Source organism: Paenibacillus sp. FSL H8-0034, from assembly GCF_038000305.1.
Lineage (GTDB): Bacteria > Bacillota > Bacilli > Paenibacillales > NBRC-103111 > Paenibacillus_S.
Window position 1 is genome coordinate 175,825 of record NZ_JBBOBS010000001.1, and the last position, 20,515, is coordinate 196,339.

General features: G+C 46.5%; 20 protein-coding genes. All 20 read right to left on the bottom strand.

Annotated elements, in window-relative coordinates; translation table 11 throughout:
- Window positions 1-5: 5 nt before the first annotated feature.
- The gene (fabZ, locus tag NST47_RS00740) at window positions 6-443 is read right to left on the bottom strand and encodes a 3-hydroxyacyl-ACP dehydratase FabZ (RefSeq protein WP_262684306.1); all 438 of its coding nucleotides are present in this window, start codon (window positions 441-443) and stop codon (window positions 6-8) included.
- 175 nt (window positions 444-618) lie between these two features.
- Window positions 619-1,143 carry a CDP-alcohol phosphatidyltransferase family protein gene (locus NST47_RS00745; RefSeq protein WP_076233521.1) on the bottom strand — a complete coding sequence of 175 codons (525 nt, stop codon included), beginning with the start codon at window positions 1,141-1,143 and terminating at the stop codon, window positions 619-621.
- A gap of 104 nt (window positions 1,144-1,247) precedes the next feature.
- Window positions 1,248-1,499 (bottom strand): DNA-directed RNA polymerase subunit beta, encoded by a 252-nt coding sequence (locus NST47_RS00750; protein ID WP_341153529.1) that lies wholly within the window; start codon window positions 1,497-1,499, stop codon window positions 1,248-1,250.
- Window positions 1,500-1,528: 29 nt separating this feature from the next.
- The gene (locus NST47_RS00755) at window positions 1,529-2,395 is read right to left on the bottom strand and encodes a flagellar hook-basal body protein (protein ID WP_341153530.1); all 867 of its coding nucleotides are present in this window, start codon (window positions 2,393-2,395) and stop codon (window positions 1,529-1,531) included.
- A 115-nt stretch (window positions 2,396-2,510) separates the two neighbouring features.
- A complete protein-coding gene (locus tag NST47_RS00760; RefSeq protein ID WP_341153531.1) occupies window positions 2,511-3,410 on the bottom strand; it encodes a flagellar hook-basal body protein in 900 nt (299 codons plus the stop codon).
- 48 nt (window positions 3,411-3,458) lie between these two features.
- On the bottom strand, window positions 3,459-4,457 hold the full coding sequence (locus tag NST47_RS00765) for a rod shape-determining protein (protein WP_341153532.1): 999 nt from the start codon (window positions 4,455-4,457) through the stop codon (window positions 3,459-3,461).
- A 190-nt stretch (window positions 4,458-4,647) separates the two neighbouring features.
- Window positions 4,648-4,935 (bottom strand): sporulation transcriptional regulator SpoIIID, encoded by a 288-nt coding sequence (gene spoIIID, locus NST47_RS00770; RefSeq protein WP_076233526.1) that lies wholly within the window; start codon window positions 4,933-4,935, stop codon window positions 4,648-4,650.
- Between the two features lie 169 nt (window positions 4,936-5,104).
- Window positions 5,105-5,842 (bottom strand): M23 family metallopeptidase, encoded by a 738-nt coding sequence (locus tag NST47_RS00775; protein ID WP_341153533.1) that lies wholly within the window; start codon window positions 5,840-5,842, stop codon window positions 5,105-5,107.
- A gap of 57 nt (window positions 5,843-5,899) precedes the next feature.
- Window positions 5,900-6,973 carry a stage II sporulation protein D gene (spoIID, locus tag NST47_RS00780; RefSeq protein WP_341153534.1) on the bottom strand — a complete coding sequence of 358 codons (1,074 nt, stop codon included), beginning with the start codon at window positions 6,971-6,973 and terminating at the stop codon, window positions 5,900-5,902.
- A 166-nt stretch (window positions 6,974-7,139) separates the two neighbouring features.
- Window positions 7,140-8,462, bottom strand: a complete 1,323-nt coding sequence (gene murA, locus NST47_RS00785) for a UDP-N-acetylglucosamine 1-carboxyvinyltransferase (RefSeq protein ID WP_341153535.1) — start codon at window positions 8,460-8,462, stop codon at window positions 7,140-7,142.
- Between the two features lie 180 nt (window positions 8,463-8,642).
- On the bottom strand, window positions 8,643-8,894 hold the full coding sequence (locus NST47_RS00790; protein WP_076233530.1) for a DUF1146 family protein: 252 nt from the start codon (window positions 8,892-8,894) through the stop codon (window positions 8,643-8,645).
- Window positions 8,895-8,934: 40 nt separating this feature from the next.
- Window positions 8,935-11,478 (bottom strand): S8 family serine peptidase, encoded by a 2,544-nt coding sequence (locus NST47_RS00795; RefSeq protein ID WP_341153536.1) that lies wholly within the window; start codon window positions 11,476-11,478, stop codon window positions 8,935-8,937.
- A gap of 456 nt (window positions 11,479-11,934) precedes the next feature.
- A complete protein-coding gene (locus NST47_RS00800) occupies window positions 11,935-13,410 on the bottom strand; it encodes an NADH-quinone oxidoreductase subunit N (RefSeq protein ID WP_341159576.1) in 1,476 nt (491 codons plus the stop codon).
- A 43-nt stretch (window positions 13,411-13,453) separates the two neighbouring features.
- Window positions 13,454-15,076 (bottom strand): complex I subunit 4 family protein, encoded by a 1,623-nt coding sequence (locus NST47_RS00805; protein ID WP_341153537.1) that lies wholly within the window; start codon window positions 15,074-15,076, stop codon window positions 13,454-13,456.
- On the bottom strand, window positions 15,066-16,949 hold the full coding sequence (nuoL, locus tag NST47_RS00810; protein ID WP_341153538.1) for an NADH-quinone oxidoreductase subunit L: 1,884 nt from the start codon (window positions 16,947-16,949) through the stop codon (window positions 15,066-15,068). The genes NST47_RS00805 and nuoL overlap by 11 nt, the downstream gene beginning before the upstream one ends.
- A 110-nt stretch (window positions 16,950-17,059) precedes the next feature.
- A complete protein-coding gene (gene nuoK / locus NST47_RS00815) occupies window positions 17,060-17,371 on the bottom strand; it encodes an NADH-quinone oxidoreductase subunit NuoK (RefSeq protein WP_341159577.1) in 312 nt (103 codons plus the stop codon).
- Window positions 17,372-17,382: 11 nt separating this feature from the next.
- Window positions 17,383-17,907 carry an NADH-quinone oxidoreductase subunit J gene (locus NST47_RS00820; RefSeq protein ID WP_341153539.1) on the bottom strand — a complete coding sequence of 175 codons (525 nt, stop codon included), beginning with the start codon at window positions 17,905-17,907 and terminating at the stop codon, window positions 17,383-17,385.
- Between the two features lies 1 nt (window position 17,908).
- Window positions 17,909-18,352, bottom strand: a complete 444-nt coding sequence (nuoI, locus tag NST47_RS00825; RefSeq protein WP_076233536.1) for an NADH-quinone oxidoreductase subunit NuoI — start codon at window positions 18,350-18,352, stop codon at window positions 17,909-17,911.
- A gap of 46 nt (window positions 18,353-18,398) precedes the next feature.
- The gene (nuoH, locus tag NST47_RS00830) at window positions 18,399-19,409 is read right to left on the bottom strand and encodes an NADH-quinone oxidoreductase subunit NuoH (protein WP_341153540.1); all 1,011 of its coding nucleotides are present in this window, start codon (window positions 19,407-19,409) and stop codon (window positions 18,399-18,401) included.
- Entirely contained in the window at window positions 19,409-20,509 is a 1,101-nt protein-coding gene (locus NST47_RS00835) for an NADH-quinone oxidoreductase subunit D (protein WP_076233538.1), read from the bottom strand. The genes nuoH and NST47_RS00835 overlap by 1 nt, the downstream gene beginning before the upstream one ends.
- Between the last annotated feature and the right edge of the window lie 6 nt (window positions 20,510-20,515).

Consider the following 20,515-nt stretch of genomic DNA (forward strand, 5'->3'; position numbering starts at 1 on the left):
ATCTCCTATTCTTTAGCTGCATCCGATAACGCAAACATTAATCCACCTTCAGCTACGATCTTATCGCCTACTTTGGCAACTGCCTTGCCTTTGCCGATAGAGCCTTTTAATCGTGTAATGGTAACCTCAAGCGTCAAAGTATCTCCAGGTACGACCTGTCCGCGAAAGCGAAACTCATCAATTCCCGCAAAAAAACCAAGCTTTCCTTTGTTGGCTTCCAAAGACAGCATGGCAACCGTTCCGACCTGAGCGAGCGCCTCGACGATCAACACGCCCGGCATTACCGGATATGATGGAAAATGCCCCGCAAAAAACGGTTCATTGATCGTTACATTTTTGATCCCCTTGGCACTGACGCCCGCTTCTACCTCTAAAATTCGGTCTACTAGCAAAAACGGATATCGATGGGGGATAATCGCTTGAATTTGTACGGCATCTAACACAGTTTCATTGCTCCTCTCCAAGGTGTGGTATAAAATGTACCGATTTAACTTACACTAACAGCATTCCTTCATGATCTGCAGTATTGAAGGTTGATATAAGGGAGCTTATGTATCGGTTTGCATGCTTTCGAACTTTGCTTACCCTTACATAAGCTCTTTTTAAACGACCCCATCATCATTTACGTTCAAATTCCCGTTTATTCAGTTTGTAAAACTGGAAAATATAAATGATCGATGTCAAAAAGGATACAGCGATGACTAACCATAAATAAAGCTCTGCCAAGGGTAACTCAAAAATAATGAGCATAATAGCGACATAGTATAAAACCGTTGTTAATTTGCCCATAGCGTTAGCCGGAACGGTCTGCTTGCCACGAAAATGGAAAATGGCCGAGCCGATAATCATTCCCGCCTCACGTACAAACATGGCAATAGCTGCTTCTAACGAAATCATTCCAGAGTAAACCAATGACAAAAGTACGGTAATCATCATCGATTTATCCGCGAGCGGATCCAACATGCTGCCCAGTGGTGTGACCAGATTGCGACTGCGTGCTATGTAGCCATCCAACACATCCGTCAAGCCTGCGACCAGCAAGACAAGAAAAGCTGTACGCATATAACCAGCTTCAAAAACCAGTATGTACAGGGGGATTAATAAAAAACGGCATAGTGTTAACAGGTTCGGTAAGTTCCGCACGTATATGATGCCTCCCCCCGCAAGACGTTGATCCTTTCCATTTATTATACCGTTGTTGTAACAAAAATAAAACTCCCTGGCTAGGGAGTCAGAAGTCAAGCTATTCATGTCTCGGCAAATACCAAATCGTACAGGTGGCGCCAAGTATCAAACTCGTATACCTCGTCCATCGGTTGTTTACCAATATATACGTAACCGATGACCAAACCAATGCCAAGAGCGACTATACACAATAAAGGAATGCCGATCCATTGCAAGGCAAGAACAACCCAGCGTCTTCGTTTCTTGCGCACTTTCGCTTTCTTTTTGGGAGCTGGCGCTGGTGCTGGAGCCTTTTCATCATTTGCTTCCGCCATATTTACCAACCTCACTTCAAGGGTTCCTGCTAGCCGTTGCGCAAGTTATTCGCAATGCCCATCATCGTATCCGAAGAAGTAACGGCTCGGGAATTTAATTGGAACGCGCGTTGTACTTGAATCAAGTCTGTCATCTCTTCAGATAGAACCACATTGGATTGTTCCAAAAAGCCCTGTTTGATTGTAATAGGATCAACCATATTATTAGCAGCATCAACAGTTTGAAGCACATCCTGCTGGTTGGCCAGTCCTGTTGGCAACGTAAACAAATTATCTCCTAATTGCTGGAGCAGTTGTGGACGAATGACACGTACAAGCTTAATTTGAGCTACTTCAATAGGTGGCGCTGTTTTATCAGCATCATCGTATGCCATAATTTTGCCGTCCGGTTGAATATTCACACGATGATTGCTCGGAACCTGAACCGGTTGGTCATCTGCGCCCATTACATAATGTCCATCCTTGGTCGTTAACAGCAAAGTGTTAGGGTCCGTACCAGAGGGGGTAAGCTCAAACGAGCCGTCACGGGTCCATGCTGTCTGGGGAATCAAAGTATTGTTGGCGTCCCTCACAAAAGTATTAATTTCATACATACCATTGCCTTCAATCGCTGTGTCCAAAGGGTTTTCCGTAGCCTTCAGGGAGCCCTGCAGCATCGTCATTTGAGCTTGTACGAGTCGAGAGCCCCAGCCTTGGTTATAACCCAAGGGGGAAAGTCTGCCTTCTTTCTCAAAGCCCTTTGGCTGCTGTTTCAAACTGGTAAGAACATCTTGAAAGGAAGCTTCCTTACGTTTGTAGCCAGTCGTATTAACATTGGCAATATTATTAGCCAGCATGTCCAGCTTTTGCTGAAGCCCATGCATGGACACGGATGAATTAATCATGGAGTTGTTCATCTTATTTCCTCCTACCGGCACCGCGTTTCGAACCTGATTGCAGGATTCGATACCGAATATGCTTTCTGTGAAGCCTCGTGATAAAGGGTTGTTGTCACATCCTCATAAGGATGGATTATACGCGGCCTACATCATTCACTGCCTTATCCATACTTCGATCATAAAATTGAACAACCTTCTGATTCGCTTCATACGCACGTGATGCCGCCATCATGTCCACCATGGATTGACTTGCATCCACATTGGAGCGCTCTACAAACCCTTGACGCACTTCTACCTGATCATCCGGATTAATGGCTCTGGCCAAGCCTTCGCTGCCTGCATTAAGTCGGTACATGCCATTTCCTTCACGTACCAGTTGGTTAGGGTCCTCAACGCGGCTGATTAGTAAATTCAATGGTTCATTATTTGCATTTTGCAATAACAAACCATCGGAATTTGTGAACTGTCCCAGCTTCGTAATACGAAAATTGGATACAGGCGTTTGTGTTGCAGGATCCAGCAGCAGGATCGGCTGCCCATCTCCTCCCAATACCCGATAACCATCCGGGGTAATGAGTTGACCTGTCCCATCAACAGACAGCTTTCCATTCAGTGAAAAGCGCTGCTCACCGTTATCATTAAGGATGGTAAAGAAGGCTTGCGGCTGAATCGTCCGCTGTCCGTTCGCATCCACGTATTTACCCGACGCATCAAACGTCGCTCCTGGCAATTGAATGTTCGAAACCAACGCAAAGTCGAATGGGTTATTCGTCTCCTGCATATCCCCCTGTGTGTGCAAGGCGATATTCTCCTCCGCCATCACACCTGTATTCAAACGACCAACAGGTACAGCGCCCGGCTCACCCAGGCCATTATTGACTCGCGAAATCAGCATCTCGGGAAATGAACGATTAATTCCGTACCCTTGCTTAAATCCCGGTGTATTGATGTTTGCAATATTATTAGTCACAATATCATGCTTCCGCTGCTGTGAGATCATGGCAGATGCTGCAGTGTATAGTCCTCTTAACATCGAGGCTCCCCCTTATAGGCTGGCGATTTGGTGTGATGGCAATCCCGATCAAAATTTGCGCTTGACTACTTTATCCAGGTTGTCCAGCATAATGCCCGTCCCTTTGACGACACAATGCATAGGATCCTCGGCTATCAACACAGGAACTTTAAGCTCGTCCGCCAGCAATTGATCAATCCCATGCAGCAGTGCTCCACCCCCAGTAAGGATGACACCACGATCAATAATATCGGCCGACAACTCAGGAGGTGTACGTTCTAACACGCTTTTTGCTGATGCGACAATCGAAGAAACAGGATCCCACAGCGCCTCGTAAATCTCTTCCGAGTTAATGGTAATGGTTAACGGCAGGCCGCTGACCATATCTCTGCCACGTATATCCATCGATTCACGGCGACCGCTTGGATATACAGTTCCGATTCTGATTTTAATATCCTCTGAAGTACGTTCCCCTATAAGGAGTTTGTACTTGGTCTTCACATACTTCATAATCGTCGAGTCAAACATGTCGCCTGCTACTTTCACCGAAGAAGAGGTAACGATATCGCCCATCGATAATACGGCTACATCTGTAGTTCCCCCGCCAATATCCACAACCATGTTGCCGCTGGGTTGAAAAATATCCATGCCTGCTCCAATAGCTGCTGCCTTCGGCTCTTCTTCCAAAAACACCTCGCGAGCTCCACTTCGTTCTGCGGCTTCACGAATCGCCTTTTGCTCTACAGATGTAATATTGGTAGGGGCACAAATGAGGATTCTGGGATGACTGAACCAATTTTTGCCCCCTACTTTATTAATAAAATGCTTCAACATGGTTTCTGTAATTTCAAAATCGGCAATAACGCCGTCCCTAAGCGGGCGAATGGCGATAATATTCCCTGGTGTACGTCCCACCATGCGGAATGCTTCTTCACCGACAGCCAACACCCGCTTTGTATCGCTTTCTATTGCGACGACAGACGGCTCATCCAGCACAACTCCGCGTCCCTTCACATGAATAAGGACGTTCGCTGTCCCTAGATCGATGCCAATATCCTTGCTTAACATTGAAAAGTTCCTCCCTAAACAAAACCGTCCATCCTCGAAAAGAAGCGGTATTCCTATTATAACCGTTATCTCAACTAATTTCGCTATTAAATTGCAAATTCCTCTTTTTTTATATCATTTTTATCGACAAAACCTGCTTCTTTTATTAGACGTGTTTTCGGGAGGTTTTTCGTGGCTTTCAGTTCCCTGATTATTTGGCTGTTACAAGCTTGTCATGCGATTTCGGATTACGGGTTTTGCGATATTTAATCTTGGTGGCTTCTCCTCCCCGCAGGTGACGAATCGATTTGTGATACTCCAGAATGTGTTTTACCTGATTAGCCAGATCGGGATTAATCTCTGGTAAACGCTCTGTCAGGTCTTTATGCACCGTGCTTTTTGAAACACCAAATTCCTTTGCAATGGTGCGAACCGTGTGCTTCGTTTCCACTAGGCAACGTCCGATTTTAATGGTTCGCTCTTTGATGTAATCGTGCACTCCCCTCGCCTCCCTACTCGAGTCAGTTTGGTACATTATATGAGGGGAGCTAGCTTATATTCTCTGTTTCCAAGCGTGACAAGCTTTATATGACCATTATTTTCAAAAAAAGCGCTAAAAATAAAAAAAGAGCGCAATTGCGCTCCAAGAAACACTCATTTATCTGGGATTAATGCTCGCTGAAGAACGGATCGGGATTAACAGCAGGGCCACCCTGGCCTTGACGAACTTCAAAGTGAAGATGCACACCTTGATCTTTTTCCAATTCATTGCGGCCAGCCTTGGCGATGACATCGCCCTTTTTGACTTCAGCATCTTTGGCAACTTTCAACTCGCTCAAGCTTTGGTATACGGTCACAAGACCATTGCTATGCGTAATTTCCACCAGGTTGCCGACGATTGGATTTTTCTCTACTGCCGTTACCTTGCCGCTCATAGCTGCGACTACATCAAACGGCTGATTGTCGGGCTGGGCATAATCGATACCCATGTGTGGAGTGAAGGTATCCCCATACTCGACCATAGCAGCCTGGCGCACTTCGTTAGAAGCTTTGCTGTCAAAGAAAGGAAGTGTCACTTCCAACTCGCCCGCTTCTTTAAAAGGCCTCTGCATCGTTTCTGTGGCTACGTTGACTGGCAGCGTTTCAGGCTTCATGACGTTTTCGGTTACTGTCGATTTGGCTATATCCTGCCCGACCCCGAATTCGTCCTTGAGTACCGATTTGCCGGCGTCTTGATAAACCCACATTAACGTTAAGATAATTGCCGCCGCTGCCATGTAGGTTGCTGGAAATACCCATTTTTTGGACAACAATCTTTTCCACGAAAATGCTGCATTGCCTTGCGCTCCCGTGTTTGATTTAGGAGCTTCTTGCTTGGTCTGTAAATCTCTTTTTTGATCACTCATAGACTATCACCTCGCTAACCATTGTTGCCACGGTTGCGAGTTTTATACGCGAGACTACTATTTTTTTTGCAAATTATTTCCTATTGAGAAGTTTGCAGCTTCGCCCAGTTCGATTCCGGTATAAAAGTATTTGACGATCTCCTCGGCCTTACGTCCCTCAAGGGCCATTCCCTGTGCCCCCCATTGACTCATACCCACTCCATGGCCGTAACCAAAAGTCGTGATCTGCAAGCGGTCTCCTTGCCAGCTCCACTGGAATTGGGATGAATTCAACCCAAGCTTTTCACGTACTTCACGCCCGCTGAAGGCTTTACCTGCAATCCGCAGCTTTTTGATGCGATGTCCTTGAGACAACTCTATAATCTGCAAGCCGCTGCCATTACCTGCAGAAACAGAGAGAGTGCTGCTAATGCCAAGCTTATTTCTTAAAGCAGCAGCTGACAGCTCAATGGTCTCCTTGAAGCGTGGTGAAAGCGTGCGGTCCCACGGGCTTGGCACACTGCGTAAATAGGGAATATACGTATTCCAGTAATCTTCCGAATTTTCCGTATACCCGTTGCTGGTAGAGAAAAAATTGGCTTCGATCGGCTTCCCATCGTAGGTTAAAACAATTCCTTCTGTTTCCCGTATAGCCTGGTCCAGCTTGTCCGAATTGCCTTCATACAAGGATCCCCACCGTGCTTTAAGCTCAAGGTCACTCACATAAACCTGATGATTGATCGTATCGGTTACCAGAGCTTCACCGGGCGGCAGGTTGCCCATGCCCATTTCCTGCTCAACCTGCTTACGAATAATATAGGTGCGAGCAGCCATCGCCTGCGCTTTTAACGCCTCCAGCTCGAATTCTATGGGCATTTCCGCTGCCAATACTCCTCGCACATATGTTTCTAGCGGCAGTGACTCTACCTTTTTCTCCTTTGTGAGATAGACTGGGATATACAGCGACGGCAAACCCTGTCGATAGACGGATGATAGGGATGGGTCCGTCGCGCCAGTCGGAATAGCTGATATGACTGGTGGCAGCGGCACCGACGCACTATTTTTCCAGATGATAGAAGGCGCCGCTACGACTACTGCAACAAAGCTGGACAAACACAGGAGCGCTAGGCGAATTGCTTTCTTTGGGTCCAAGGCTTGTCCCTCCATCTTTTGTCAACTCCAAGATCACTTAGCCTAAAAACTATGCTTAGTCACCTCATTGTATGAATCAAAAAGATAGAATAGAACAGCCTCACACAAAGAGAAGACCCTTTCCACAAACGGGAGAGAGTCTTCTTATCGTAACTGCCTTTCGCTATTAAGCCAAAATCGGACTGACTGAGAAGAGCTGCATCTCTTCTTCTTCCTCTACAGGTACTACTTTATGGGATAAACACTGGATATCGGCTCCCAGCTGCTGCAGCTTGTAGGCGATATTCACGTAGCCCCGGTCAATATGATGGACTCCTGTAACTTCCGTCTCTCCATCTGCGGCAAGCGCAGCAAGAATTAGAGCAGCTCCGGCACGCAGGTCGGTCGCACAAACCTTGGCTCCCTGAAGTCTACTGCCTCCGCTAATCACAGCGGTTCGTCCATCGACCTTGATTTGAGCGTTCATGTTGACCAACTGCTCGACATGCATGAAACGATTTTCAAACACGGTTTCTGTCACAATGGCCGTACCATCAGCCGTTAGCAGCAGAGCCATCATCTGGGACTGCATATCGGTAGGAAATCCAGGATACGGCAATGTTTTCACGTCTACGGCTCGGAGCGGCTTATCGGTGAAGACACGCAATCCATTCTCGTCCTCCTCGATCTGAACTCCCATTTCTTGCAGCTTGGAGATGATCGGACGTAAATGATCGGCAATAGCTCCTTCAATAAACAAATCGCTTCGTGTAATTGCCGCAGCGACCATATATGTACCTGCTTCGATCCGGTCTGGAATTACCGTATGTACAGCGCCTCTAAGCTTATCCACGCCATCAATCCGGATCAATCCGGTACCTGCACCACGTATCGTTGCACCCATCGCATTCAAATAATTAGCCAAATCAACGATCTCCGGCTCCTTGGCAGCATTCTCAATCGTTGTCGTTCCTTCAGCCAAGGTTGCTGCCATCATAATATTTTCGGTAGCCCCTACGCTCGCTACATCCAGATAAATTTTGGCACCTTTCAGTCTTCCCTGTACTCTGGCTTCGATATAACCCTGACCAAGCTCAATTTCCGCGCCCATCGCTTCAAAGCCTTTCAAATGCTGATCGATCGGACGTGTGCCAATCGCGCAGCCGCCAGGCAAAGAAATTCTCGCCTGTCCCATACGGGTTAATAAAGGACCCATGACTAAAAATGAAGCCCTCATTTTACGTACCAATTCATAGGATGCTTCACAAGTACGAATATTTTGAGCATTAATACGTATCGTTTCGTTATGATATTCGACTTCAATTCCGATGCTTTCCAGGACGCTGTTAATCACAATAACGTCATCTAGAGGAGGTGCATCATGGATAACGCTGTCTCCCTCTATACCCAGAATTGAGGCTGCGATAATCGGCAGGACGGCATTTTTAGCCCCATGTATTTTGACTCTGCCTGACAATCGTCGGCCGCCGCGGACAATAATTCTGTTCATCATGGTCCCCCTCTGCGCTGTTTTCTATGCAAGCTTTGTCTAGTTTAGCATTGAACCTGCAGCGTGTAAATTTGATTTATCTATCTGATCTGTAAGATAGGATTCGAAACCAACTAAAAATTTAAGGTCGCTATACTAACCATTGTTGACAAAATCCACCTTGTTTATGCGGAATTCGACTCAAAACATCCCCGGCAGCCAAGTGGACCAATGGAAATAATCGATGATAAATTTGGCAACCTGATAGCCCAATGCAATAGAAAGCAAAATTTGCAGCAGCTTGGCCTGCATGCCTCTGGGTCTTTTCAATATTCGTTCCAACTGCAGCTCTTGCAGCGCCCACCAGGAGAATCCTATACAGAACAAAGCAATAAAGATGTTTAGTAAGCCATTCATACCAAGTGAGGAATTCATTTGTTCCACATAATCCATGTGAAGACTCCTTTATTACAATCTTGATCCATTCATTCGCTTAAGAGCGGTTACCGAGTATTTGCGTCAGCATGGTAATGAATTCAGCACGTGTAGCTTGTTGGTCAGGACGGAAGGAACCATTAGCGTATCCGCCAATCCAGCCTCCAGCTTTCATTTGCCTTAATATGCCGACACCCCAATACTGGTCATCCACATCAGTAAAAGGTACTGCACCTCGCTGATTGCCCGTTATATTCATGCTCCGCGCCATCATAGAGGTCATTTCCATTCGGCTAATCGGTTGGTCAGGAGCAAACGAGCGGTCCGGATAGCCATCGATAATGCCTCGCCCTGCTGCGCGAGCGATCCAATCATATGCCCAGTGTTTAGTTGTAAGATCCGTATAAGCAATGGCTTTGGACTGCGTTAGCTGAAAGGCACGCCCCAATATGGCCGTCGCTTCGGCCCGTGTAATCGTTTGGTCAGGTCGAAATGTGTAATTATCATAGCCATTGACGATCTGCTTGGCGCTCATAGAAAGAATCGCATCCTGTGCCCAATGTCCGCGAATATCTGAAAATCCGCCTGTTAACGGCTTAGCATTTACAATGAATTGGTACAGACTGCGGTCAAATGGCTGGTTCGCATTCAGCTTCACATAATAAGTTCCCGCTGATAAGCGCTGTGCCGCCCTGATTTCAAGTGCTCCATCCGTATTATACACAGGCTTCAAGGCCCCATCAAATAGGGCTAAAAACATCGTCGAGCCATCCGGTACATCCGTGAGCTCGATCTCGGTCATGCTCTCCTCATCCAGCTTGAATTGAAACCAGTCCATATCATCCACTTTATCAATTAAACCATAATAGGCTGTGCCTAAGGAAACCGTTGTTGCCTGATAAGATCGATTGTTCGGCTCATTCGGATCCATTTGCTTGACATCATAGTTAATTTTCAGCGTGTACTCGCCTGCAATAGGAAATGCGTAGTCCTTCACGTTCGTAATCCGGATATAATAATTTCCCGGAAACACTTGGGGGAGTACCAAGGATTCTGAGCCCCCATCCTCGTTCTCGTCCACCGTATAGGCTTTTTCACCTTGCTTTTGTACGAACAGCACCAGATCCATTCTTGCCGTATCCGCGCTGACTTCAATACTCAAGCTGCCTGATTGCTCAACAGGAAATTCAAACCAGTCCTGGTCTTCGTTTTGATGAAAGGTGCCGGTCAGACTCTGACTTTTGGATGGCAGCACATAAGCTTTGAACTGTCGGTCATTATCTTCAAATTGATCACGATAAATTTGAAAAGCAGTTGTAAGCTTGTAAGGAACCTCCTGCTTCCCATTGCGATTAGCGAGCTGAAGCAGCACATAGCTGCGGCCCTTGTTTACTTTCAAATTGACTGGAGTTCCCGGAATCGCCGTCACACTGGTAAATGCGCCGGTAACATCTGTATGCTGTACGGCAACCTGCTGGTCCGCAGCTAAATCAAACGTCAGTTGAGCAGTTCCATCATAAGGAGCATCAAAGTAATACCAATCCGGATCGGAACCATCCGAGAAGGAAGCCGTCAGCATCTTGCTTATGGATATCGATTTAGCCTGATCCTTGCGGTTGTTGGGCTCATACATATCCAGCAGCGGCGCTTCATTGACAGCACGATCCGCACGCAGCAAGCCATAACCTGTGGAAGCGTTCCAGCCAGATGATCCCAGATTATCTGCCGTCTGTCTGAGCAGCTGACGAATTTGGTAAGCTTTCAGCTCAGGGTGCCGACTCCACGCCAGAGCTGCAACAGCTGCTGCCTGGGGCGCAGCCATGGAGGTACCATCCTTATACTCATAAGAACCCCCAAGAGCTGTTGTAAACACATCCCAAGGGGCTACCAGATCAATCTCCATTCCTTTGTTGGAACGGGCATCTGCTACACGGTCTGCTGTCATCCCGCCAACAGCCAATACGGTAGAGTAGGCAGCGGGATACTTGACACTGTTACCTTCATTGCCCGTTGCTGCTACCAGCAGTACATCATGTTCCTCCGCATATTTGACAGTCTCGCTCATGAGGGTGGAATACTTATTTAATCCGAGAGATAACACGACAATCTTGGCGCCATGATCAACTGCGTATCGAATCCCTTCAGCAAGCTTAGCCTCGCCGCCAGAACCATCTGCCTCCAACGCTTTAATCGGCATGATTTGGGTTTTCCACAAAATACCAGTAATTCCCATGTCATTATTTCCTGCTGCAGCAACTACCCCTGCAACATTCGTGCCATGACCATTATCATCCTGCGGTGTTCGTTTACTATTGATCAGATTTACTCCAGGAACAAGGTTAGACACGAGATCAGGATGCTTTAAGTCAACACCTGTATCGACAATAGCAATTGTAATGGTATTGTTTTCCTTAACTGTGTCCCAAGCTTCCTCAGCGTGGATTTGTTTTAAATAGGACTGCTTTACCGCTAATGGATCATCACCGCTAGCAGCAATGGTGACAGCTTGCTCTTCTCCATGAATAATACCCGAGAATGAGGTGAACAGAGCAACTCCGATAATACAATGTAGCAGCTTCACGATGACTTGTTTAAGAAGCATATCCTTGATTCCTTTTCCTTCATTATGGTGTAGCCTTCTTGTATTCGATAGTGAGCTATGATTTACCTGCCTTGATTGAAGAAAAAGGGATAGTAAATAGTGGAGGTTTTATGAACATTACATGCTGGTAATTACCCAAGAGACTCATTCAGCAAACAGGTGGACTCGAATTATCTTTACAGCCGTTAATGCTCTTTCCAAGTGGTGACTAATGTCGCTGCTTTTATGGAGATGAAGGCTCTGAAATGAACAGCCGATTGGTCCATATACAAGCAGTAAGAAAACCCTCTCTCAAGGCCTTTCAAAGATGAGCGACCGCAGTTCAGAGGTACGTTTTCTTGAAACATAAGAATCCCTCAGCTCCGCTGAAAACGGATCAATTTTTATGTAATAAAAATAGCCCGGCAAGCGCGCAAATTGCGCAGCTATCGGGCTTGTATTCCTAACCAGACAGGATCAGCCAATGAACAGCAAATCCTGAGTTAGCGTAAATATTTGTTCAATCCAGTTCAGCACCCATTGCGGCACAGCACCCATGACAATACTTGCTGCTACGCACAACCACAGCGTAATACCGAGCGGCCATGTAATGAATACCTCACGTGATTCCATATCACTACGCATGAACATTTGACGGATCAATCCAAAGTAATAGTAATAAGAGACGACACTCGTCCCGATCATCACCGCGGCCAGCCAATAATTGTGTGTTTGCAGGGTTCCAAGTAAAATGTACAGCTTACCGAAGAACCCACCCGATATCGGCAGTCCCGCCAAGCTAAGCACGAGAAACACAGTACCCACTGCAGTTGCTGGTGCCCGATAGTACAACCCGGCAAGACCACTCGTTGTCTCATCACCTGTAGAATGCTCGATAATCATCACAACAGCAAAGATTCCGATGTTCATAAAGAGGTAGGCAATCAAGTAAAAGGCGAACTCCGAAAAGTTGGAGAAATGGACATCAGAGAAATAGATTGCCAGCGGTACCAACAGGTAACCGGAATTGGCAATACCTGAATATGCCAGTAGTCGCTTCATATTGGTTTGACGAAGCGCTGTAAAATTACCCATGACCATCGCAAGCGCAGCAACCACCATCAACGATAGCAGCACATCTCCATGAATCGGCAGTTGACTCAAAGGCCCTACTGCAAATACCACATACAAGATGCGGAAGGTGATGGCAAAAGCTGCAGCCTTCGACACGACAGCCAGAAAAGCCGTAACTGGCGTAGCTGCCCCTTGATACACATCAGGAGCCCACATATGAAAAGGTGCCGCGGCGATTTTGAATCCAAAACCTGCCAGCAGCAGGAAAAATGAAACATAGATCAAGGGCAGCATATCCGTCGCATTTTGACCGATTGCACTGCTAATTTCGGCAATATTGGTCGATCCCGACATTCCATATAAAAAGGACATGCCGTATAAAATAATAGCCGAGGAAATTCCGCCAAGCACCATATATTTAAAAGCGCCCTCATTGGCTCGTAGATCTTTTTTGCGCATCGCAACCAAGATGTAAGAAGTAATGCTCAACAGCTCAAGACCTACGAATAGTGTAATCAAGTCCCCTGAGGAGGCCATGATCATACCACCTAATGTTGCCGGAAGCAGCAAATAGAAAAACTCGCCGATATGCGGGATTTCGCGTTCTTTGATCAGGCCGATACTCATAAAGGTAACAAAGCCCGCTCCTGTAAGCAGAATCAGCTTGATGATATTGGCAAAATCATCAATTCTATAGCTAAGACCAAGCAGTTGCTTCGGTTCCGCAGGCTGAAGGAAGCTAATAACAAAGCCTATAGAAATGAGAATACTCGCTAAGGATAACCAGCCAAGCATGGTTCGATTAATTCGCTTAGGCAGCACCAGATCCAGCAACGATAATACCACCGCAGCAATAACCAGAGTCAACTCCGGTGTCATATATCCAAGATCGCTCCATTGGAGATGTAGTTGTTCCACCGGTCTAGCCCCCTGTCTTTGCTATTGTATGGATAAATTGATCGAAGCCATTAACGGTTTGATGCAGAGGTTCACTGAGCACGGCTGGATAAATGCCCAGTACGACGATAAAAGCAACCAGTGTGATCATCGGGATTGCCTCCACTAACCGCGCATCGCGAATACCTTCGGGCAATACCTTGGTTGGGCCGTAGGTAATACCCAGAACCCCTCGTAAGATGTAAACAGCCGTAAAAATAACACCCAGCGTTCCAACCACGGTAAGGATCTTCGCAGTTTGAAATAAACCGACAAACACAAGAAATTCACTAATAAAACCAGATAATCCAGGCAGACCGAGTGAAGCCATACCGGACACTAACAGAATCCCCGATATAAAAGGCACCGTTCTTGCCAAGCCGCCAAGCTCATCCAGCATCGTTGTTTTCGTTCGCTCATAGATAGCTCCCACAAGCAGAAACATAAGCGCCGAGATCAAGCCATGGGACACCAGTTGAAAAACTGCGCCTTCCATCCCAATCGTATTAAACGCAGCGATACCGAGCAGCACAATACCCATATGGCTTATACTCGAGTAGGCCAGCACCAGCTTGAAATCCTTTTGTACAAAAGCCAGAATAGCCCCATACAAAATGTTAACGACGCCGAGCACAGCCAACACTGTCGCCCATGCCGTCGCCTGCTCTGGAAAGAGCAGAATCCCGAAACGGATTAGACCAAACGCCCCCATCTTCAGCAAAATACCGGAGTGGATCATGACAATCGATGGCGGTGCCTCTGTATGTACCTTGAGCATCCAGGTATGAAAAGGGAAAATCGGCAGCTTAATGCCGAACGCAACCAACAGCATAATGAACAAGGTCCATTTCATGCCAGCGCCCATATAGAATGGATTACCCTCCATACCCGCCTGGTTTACAAAAGAGTCTGCGGACTCAAACAGATGATTCGTGATGACGCTAATATCCCCGCTGTAATATAAGGAAGTTCCTGTCTCATTCGAGATCTGTCCAAAGCCCGCCGTGCTGACAAGAATCAGGAAAGCAATCAGCATGATGGCTGAGCCAACCCCATTGTAGATCAGAAATTTATTAGCCGCTCTTTCGCGATCCATGTATCCCCATATCCCAATAAGAAAGAACATCGGAATAATCGTAATTTCAAAAAACACGAAGAACAAGAACAAATCCTGAGCCATAAACACACCGAACATTCCGGTCTCCAGCAGCAAAAATAAAATATAATACGACTTCCAGCGTTTTTTGATATACACCGAAGCAAGTGCCGCCATCGAGGCGACCAGTGCCGTCAAAAAGACAAGTGGCAAGGAAAAACCATCAACCGCCATCACATATTTAAATTCAAAGAAAAATGAAGTGATCCCGTTTAATACCTCGTGATTTAGCGGTATTTGAATCCAGCTTAATTCCTCTTTGAATTGCATACCCGCCACTTGTTGATTAAAAGCCGCGTACAACCACGCGGACAACCCCAGTGGGATAAGTGTCGTGATGATCGCAATGGTTTTGATCCAAAACCCTTGATTTTTGGGCACAAATAGAAGTATTAGAACACCAATCAGTGGTGAAAAAGCAATGAGCGATAAGAGGTGCAAGCTATCCGGCATTGATAAACCTCCTTCCGGCTATAGCCAGGATCAAAATAAGCAGACCCAACAGCGTTGCAAGCCCGTAGGTTTGTACATGTCCGTTTTGTAGACGCGAGCCTACCCTGCCTACGCCGACCACCGAGAAGCTTACCAATCGAACAATACCATCTACCACATACACATCAAATAGGTGGAGCAGACTGCCAAGGCTTTTGAGCGGCTCTACGAATACAGCATGGTAAATTTCGTCGATATAATACTTACGCTGCAGTAAACGAACGAGCCACGGCGCGCGGCTGGATATGGCATCGCTTGGAATCGAACGCTTGATATAGACCAAATAACCAAGTCCGATACCGAGTAAACCGACCAGCGTGGACAGCACCATCACGACGATATTGGCGTGTTCCGCCTCTGCATGTCCGCTTAGCCAGGTACCCAGCCATGGACTGAACGGTGTAAACACAAATCCGGCAACTACAGCCAGTACGGCCAAAACAATCAATGGCAGCGTCATACTCGTTGGAGACTCATGCAGCTTGACTTGATGCCGCGGCTTGCCCATGAATACAAGGAAAAACAATCTTGACATATAGAATGCGGTGAAAAACGCAGCGATAAGCCCTACCCAAAATAACGGCATATTGTGCGAGTACGCTTCGGACAAGATAGCATCCTTCGACCAGAATCCAGACAAAGGAGGAATACCGGATAGCGCAAGCGTTCCGATCCCAAACGTCCATGCGGTAACCTTCATTTTACTGCCGACTCCGCCCATTTCATGAATGTCCTGTGTATGGACAGCATGAATGACACTACCAGCCCCAAGAAACAATAGGGCTTTAAAGAAGGCATGCGTCAGTAAATGAAAAATACCGGCCGTATAAGCCACTGACGTTCCGATTCCAAGTGCCATCATCATATATCCGAGCTGGCTGACTGTGGAATAAGCAAGAATACGCTTAATGTCATTTTGCGCCGTACCGATCGTTGCGGCAAAAATAGCTGTAAAGCCACCGACACATGCCACGACCAGAAGCGCTGTAGGCGATGCCTGGAAAATATCAAACGTTCTGGCAACCAGATATACACCAGCTGCAACCATTGTTGCCGCGTGAATCAAGGCGCTGATTGGCGTTGGCCCTTCCATCGCATCGGGAAGCCAGGTATGAAATGGAAATTGACCCGATTTTCCGGCAGCGCCCACAAAGATCAGAATCGCAATCAGTGTAGCTGTGCCTCCGGAAATTTTACCAGTAGTAAATGCATTATGAATCGAGGTGAAATCCATTGCATGATTCGGCATTGCCCAAAACAGCAGCAATATCGCGATCAGCAGCCCGACATCACCGATCCGTGTAACGATAAAAGCTTTTTTCGCAGCAGCACGCGCCTCTGGTTTGAAGTACCAGAAACCGACCAGCAGGAACGAACATACCCCAACAAGCTCCCAAAATATGTACAGTTCGATCAGATTTTCCGAAATGACCAGACCCAGCATAGAGAAGGTGAACAGCGCTATGTAAGCAAAAAATACATTTATTCGCTCGTCACCGTGCATGTATCCCTTAGAATACAGGTTCACAAGCAAGCTAACCAAGGTCACAATAACCAGCATTAGCGCATTTAAATTTGTGATTTCGAATCCCATAGTGAGGGAACCCGTTCCGAGCTTAATCCACTGCAGCTTGTTCCACGTATAATCTTCGATATTGCCACCCAAACGCTCGATAAAAATCATCAGGGAAACTACAAAGGAAGCGAAAATGGCAACAATACTGATGTAGGCTCCTGCATCTTTCAATTGACGACCAACAGCAGTCATAATCAAAAAAGAAAGCAGCGGAAACAACGGGATAAGCCAGGCGTACTGTGAGTAGGCCGATACCATGAATTTAAGTCCTCCTTAAAAGCTTGCTTTAGCAAGCTCACGTCGAAAGCGTTACTAAAGCTTGCATAGCAAGCTACATCGAAAGCGTTATGAACCCGATTAACAACGTCTTATCGTTTTAACGAATTCATTTCATTAACATCCGTTGTGCCTTTGTTACGATAGTACGTGATCAAAATCGCAATACCAACCGCAACCTCTGCTGCCGCGACAGATATGCTGAACAAAGAAAAAATCTGTCCCGTTAAGTTAGGGTGTATCCCAAGCTTGGAGAACGCAACCAGATTTAAATTGACTGCGTTGAGCATCAGTTCAATTGACAGCAGCACGATCAACGCATTCTTTTTGGACAAAGCGCCATAGAGCCCTATACAGAACAAGATAGCCGCCAGTGTCAGATAAGGTATCGCTAATCCACTCAGTCCACTCACGATTAATCCTCCTCCCTTTTGGCCACAACAATAGCTCCGATAAAAGACACCGTCAGCAGCACAGACATAATTTCGAACGGAATGACGTGTTGCATGAATAACAGCTTCCCGATTTCCAGCGTGTTGTCTGTGACGTCCTTGAATTCACCTGTGGGCATCATTGTATTTTGGATGGCGTAGAACAGGACCCCGAACAAACCGGCTGCCCCGATGAAGAGCAGTGTATTGTACACAGGCCGTTTCGGTTCGATCTCTTCACCTTGATGCTTGGTCATCATAATTCCGAATATCATCAGGATCGAAATGGCGCCTGCATAAATCAGCACCTGCACGAAAGCGACAAACTCAGCATTCAGAATGACATACAAGCCAGCCATACTAATAAACGTCATTGCAATAGCTACGACCATATGCACAACCTTTGTGAAGCTCAGCATAAAGATCGCACCGCCGATAGCCATTAAAGCAAAGATGAAAAAGGCAATGTTCTCGCCGCTGGACAAAAAAGTCCCCATATTGCTCAACATGCTACTTAGCCCCGCCTTTCGGAAGCGCTGAATTGTTTTCCTTCCGCACATTCACATTGTTTTCGTTTAACCATGCCATATTTTTAAAGAGATCGTCACGGCTGTAAGCACTAAGCTCAAAGTTATTGGTCATGACAATAGCCTCTGTCGGGCATACCTCTGTACACAAATCGCACAAAATACAAAGCTCGAAATTAATATCGTACGTATCGATGACCTTGCCCTTTTTCTCCGGATCTGGATTGGCTTTACCTGTTAGCGTTATACATTCAGTTGGACAAATACGGGCACATTGATTGCACACAATACATTTTTCCGGATCAAAATGTTGAATTCCCCGAAATCGGTCCGGCATCTTTATCGGTACTTCAGGGTACGCATAGGTTACTTTTTTTTGTGTCATGCTTTTGAGGGTAACTCCAAGCCCTTTAATTATTCCTTTCATCAATTCTCACCCTTCCTATTTGAAGAAATACACTGACTGCAAGGGCCTATGACCAGCTAATGCTCATATAAACTGCAGTAACGAGCACATTGATTAACGCTAACGGAAGAAGGACCTTCCAGCCCAATCCCATCAATTGATCGACGCGAATCCGCGGCAGTGTAGCCCGAATCCAGAACAAGAAGAAAACGATGGTTGAGAATTTCAATAAGAACCAGACTAAGCCTGGAATAAAATCAAGAAAAGCAAAAGGTGCATGCCATCCCCCAAGAAACAGCGTGGTTGCAAGTCCGGCAATGGCGAATACATAAACATATTCTGCAAGCATAAAGAACGCAAACCGGAAACCGCTGTACTCTACGTGATAGCCCGCCACCAGCTCTGACTCCGCCTCTGGAAGGTCAAATGGAGTTCGGTTCAGCTCTGACACTCCGGCGATTACAAACACCGCAAAACCAATAATTTGGGGCAGGAAATTCCAATGCCAGAATCCCCCCGCCTGCGCCTGTGCAATTACATTCAGGTTCAAGCTGCTTGACATCATGATAACACCGATAACGGAAATGACCAACGGAATTTCGTAGCTGATCATCTGCGCCGCGGAACGCATACCGCCGATTAATGCATACTTATTATTGGAAGCCCAGCCTCCAAGCACAATGCCAATCGTTGATATTCCCGATAGTGCCACGTAGAACAACAGCCCGATATTGAGGTTCGTACTAAACAGCCTATCGCTGAACGGAATGACTGCGATAACGACAAATGCCGGTATAAACGTGATGACCGGAGCCAAAATAAACAATTCCCGCTCCGCCTTATGAGGAATTGTATCCTCCTTGATCAACAGCTTCAGTACATCGGCTACCGATTGCAGGAGCCCGAGCGGACCTACCCGATTGGGGCCGATACGCATCTGCATCCAGCCGATAACCTTACGCTCAAAATAAATCGCATACGTAACGAAGCCTAATACAACCATCAGCAGGACGACGCCCCATGCGAAAAAAATTGCAAAGTTGATCCACGTTAACTGCTCATTTAACAGTTGGGCCATTAGCAGTCCACCTCCCCGACGACAATATCAATGCCTCCGAGTATCGTGATAAGGTTGGTCATAGTTTCCCCAACCAATAATTTGGGCAATATTTGCAGGTTTACAAAGGAAGGTCTGCGAAACTTCAACCGATAGGGCTTATCCTTGCCCCTGGACACGATATAACATCCGATTTCCCCGCGAGGCGACTCAATTCGGGCATATACCTCTCCTTCAGGAGCACGAAGCACACGTGGCACCTTGCCCATAATCTCACCCTCTGCAGGAAACTGCTCGACGGCCTGCTCCAATATCCGCAGCGACTGTCTCATCTCTTCAAAACGCAGCAAATAGCGGTCATAACAGTCCCCTTTGGTACCTACAGGCACATCAAATTCGAACCGGTCATACAAGCAGTAAGGCTGATCCTTGCGGATGTCCCAATTGATTCCCGTACAGCGCAAATTAGCCCCGCTCAACCCATAAGCAATCGCTGTTTCTGCATCATACTTACCAACACCCTTGATCCGTGCCAGAAAAATCTCATTGCCGCTGACTAAATTACCATACTCAATCAATTTCTCTCTCATATAGGGTATGAATTTGCGTACTTTTTCGATCCAGCCCTCGGGAGCGTCCCACTTCACGCCGCCAACCCTCATATAATTATAGGTTAAACGGGCACCACACAATTCATTAAACAGATCAATAATAATTTCCCGGTCGCGAAATGCAAACAAAAACGGGCTCATCGCTCCAATATCCAGCAAATAAGTTCCCCACCATACCAAATGACTGGCAACCCGCTGCAGTTCCATCACAATAAGTCGCAAAAAATCAGCTTTTTCCGGTATTTCCAATCCCATCAGCTTTTCTACTGCGTGTACAAGCACATAGTTATTGGTCATCGCCGAAACATAGTCCATACGATCCGTATAAGGAATGATTTGGGTATACGATAAATTTTCTGCGAGCTTCTCCGTCCCTCTATGGAGATAGCCCATAACAGGATCAGCATGGGTGATGATTTCACCATCCAGCTTGACCACAATCCGAAACACCCCGTGCGTACTAGGATGCTGAGGTCCAACATTCAACAGCAATTCTTCCGTTCTAATCAAAAGCTT

What these genes read in the sequence shown, in the direction of transcription:
- NST47_RS00750 (WP_341153529.1), bottom strand. Translation starts at nt 1,499, where the DNA reads ATGGCGGAAGCAAATGATGAAAAGGCTCCAGCACCAGCGCCAGCTCCC.
- NST47_RS00755 (WP_341153530.1), bottom strand. Translation starts at nt 2,395, where the DNA reads ATGAACAACTCCATGATTAATTCATCCGTGTCCATGCATGGGCTTCAG.
- NST47_RS00760 (WP_341153531.1), bottom strand. Translation starts at nt 3,410, where the DNA reads ATGTTAAGAGGACTATACACTGCAGCATCTGCCATGATCTCACAGCAG.
- NST47_RS00765 (WP_341153532.1), bottom strand. Translation starts at nt 4,457, where the DNA reads ATGTTAAGCAAGGATATTGGCATCGATCTAGGGACAGCGAACGTCCTT.
- NST47_RS00775 (WP_341153533.1), bottom strand. Translation starts at nt 5,842, where the DNA reads ATGAGTGATCAAAAAAGAGATTTACAGACCAAGCAAGAAGCTCCTAAA.
- murA (WP_341153535.1), bottom strand. Translation starts at nt 8,462, where the DNA reads ATGAACAGAATTATTGTCCGCGGCGGCCGACGATTGTCAGGCAGAGTC.
- NST47_RS00790 (WP_076233530.1), bottom strand. Translation starts at nt 8,894, where the DNA reads ATGGATTATGTGGAACAAATGAATTCCTCACTTGGTATGAATGGCTTA.
- NST47_RS00795 (WP_341153536.1), bottom strand. Translation starts at nt 11,478, where the DNA reads ATGCTTCTTAAACAAGTCATCGTGAAGCTGCTACATTGTATTATCGGA.
- NST47_RS00800 (WP_341159576.1), bottom strand. Translation starts at nt 13,410, where the DNA reads ATGACACCGGAGTTGACTCTGGTTATTGCTGCGGTGGTATTATCGTTG.
- NST47_RS00805 (WP_341153537.1), bottom strand. Translation starts at nt 15,076, where the DNA reads ATGCCGGATAGCTTGCACCTCTTATCGCTCATTGCTTTTTCACCACTG.
- nuoL (WP_341153538.1), bottom strand. Translation starts at nt 16,949, where the DNA reads ATGGTATCGGCCTACTCACAGTACGCCTGGCTTATCCCGTTGTTTCCG.
- NST47_RS00820 (WP_341153539.1), bottom strand. Translation starts at nt 17,907, where the DNA reads ATGTTGAGCAATATGGGGACTTTTTTGTCCAGCGGCGAGAACATTGCC.
- nuoI (WP_076233536.1), bottom strand. Translation starts at nt 18,352, where the DNA reads ATGAAAGGAATAATTAAAGGGCTTGGAGTTACCCTCAAAAGCATGACA.
- nuoH (WP_341153540.1), bottom strand. Translation starts at nt 19,409, where the DNA reads ATGGCCCAACTGTTAAATGAGCAGTTAACGTGGATCAACTTTGCAATT.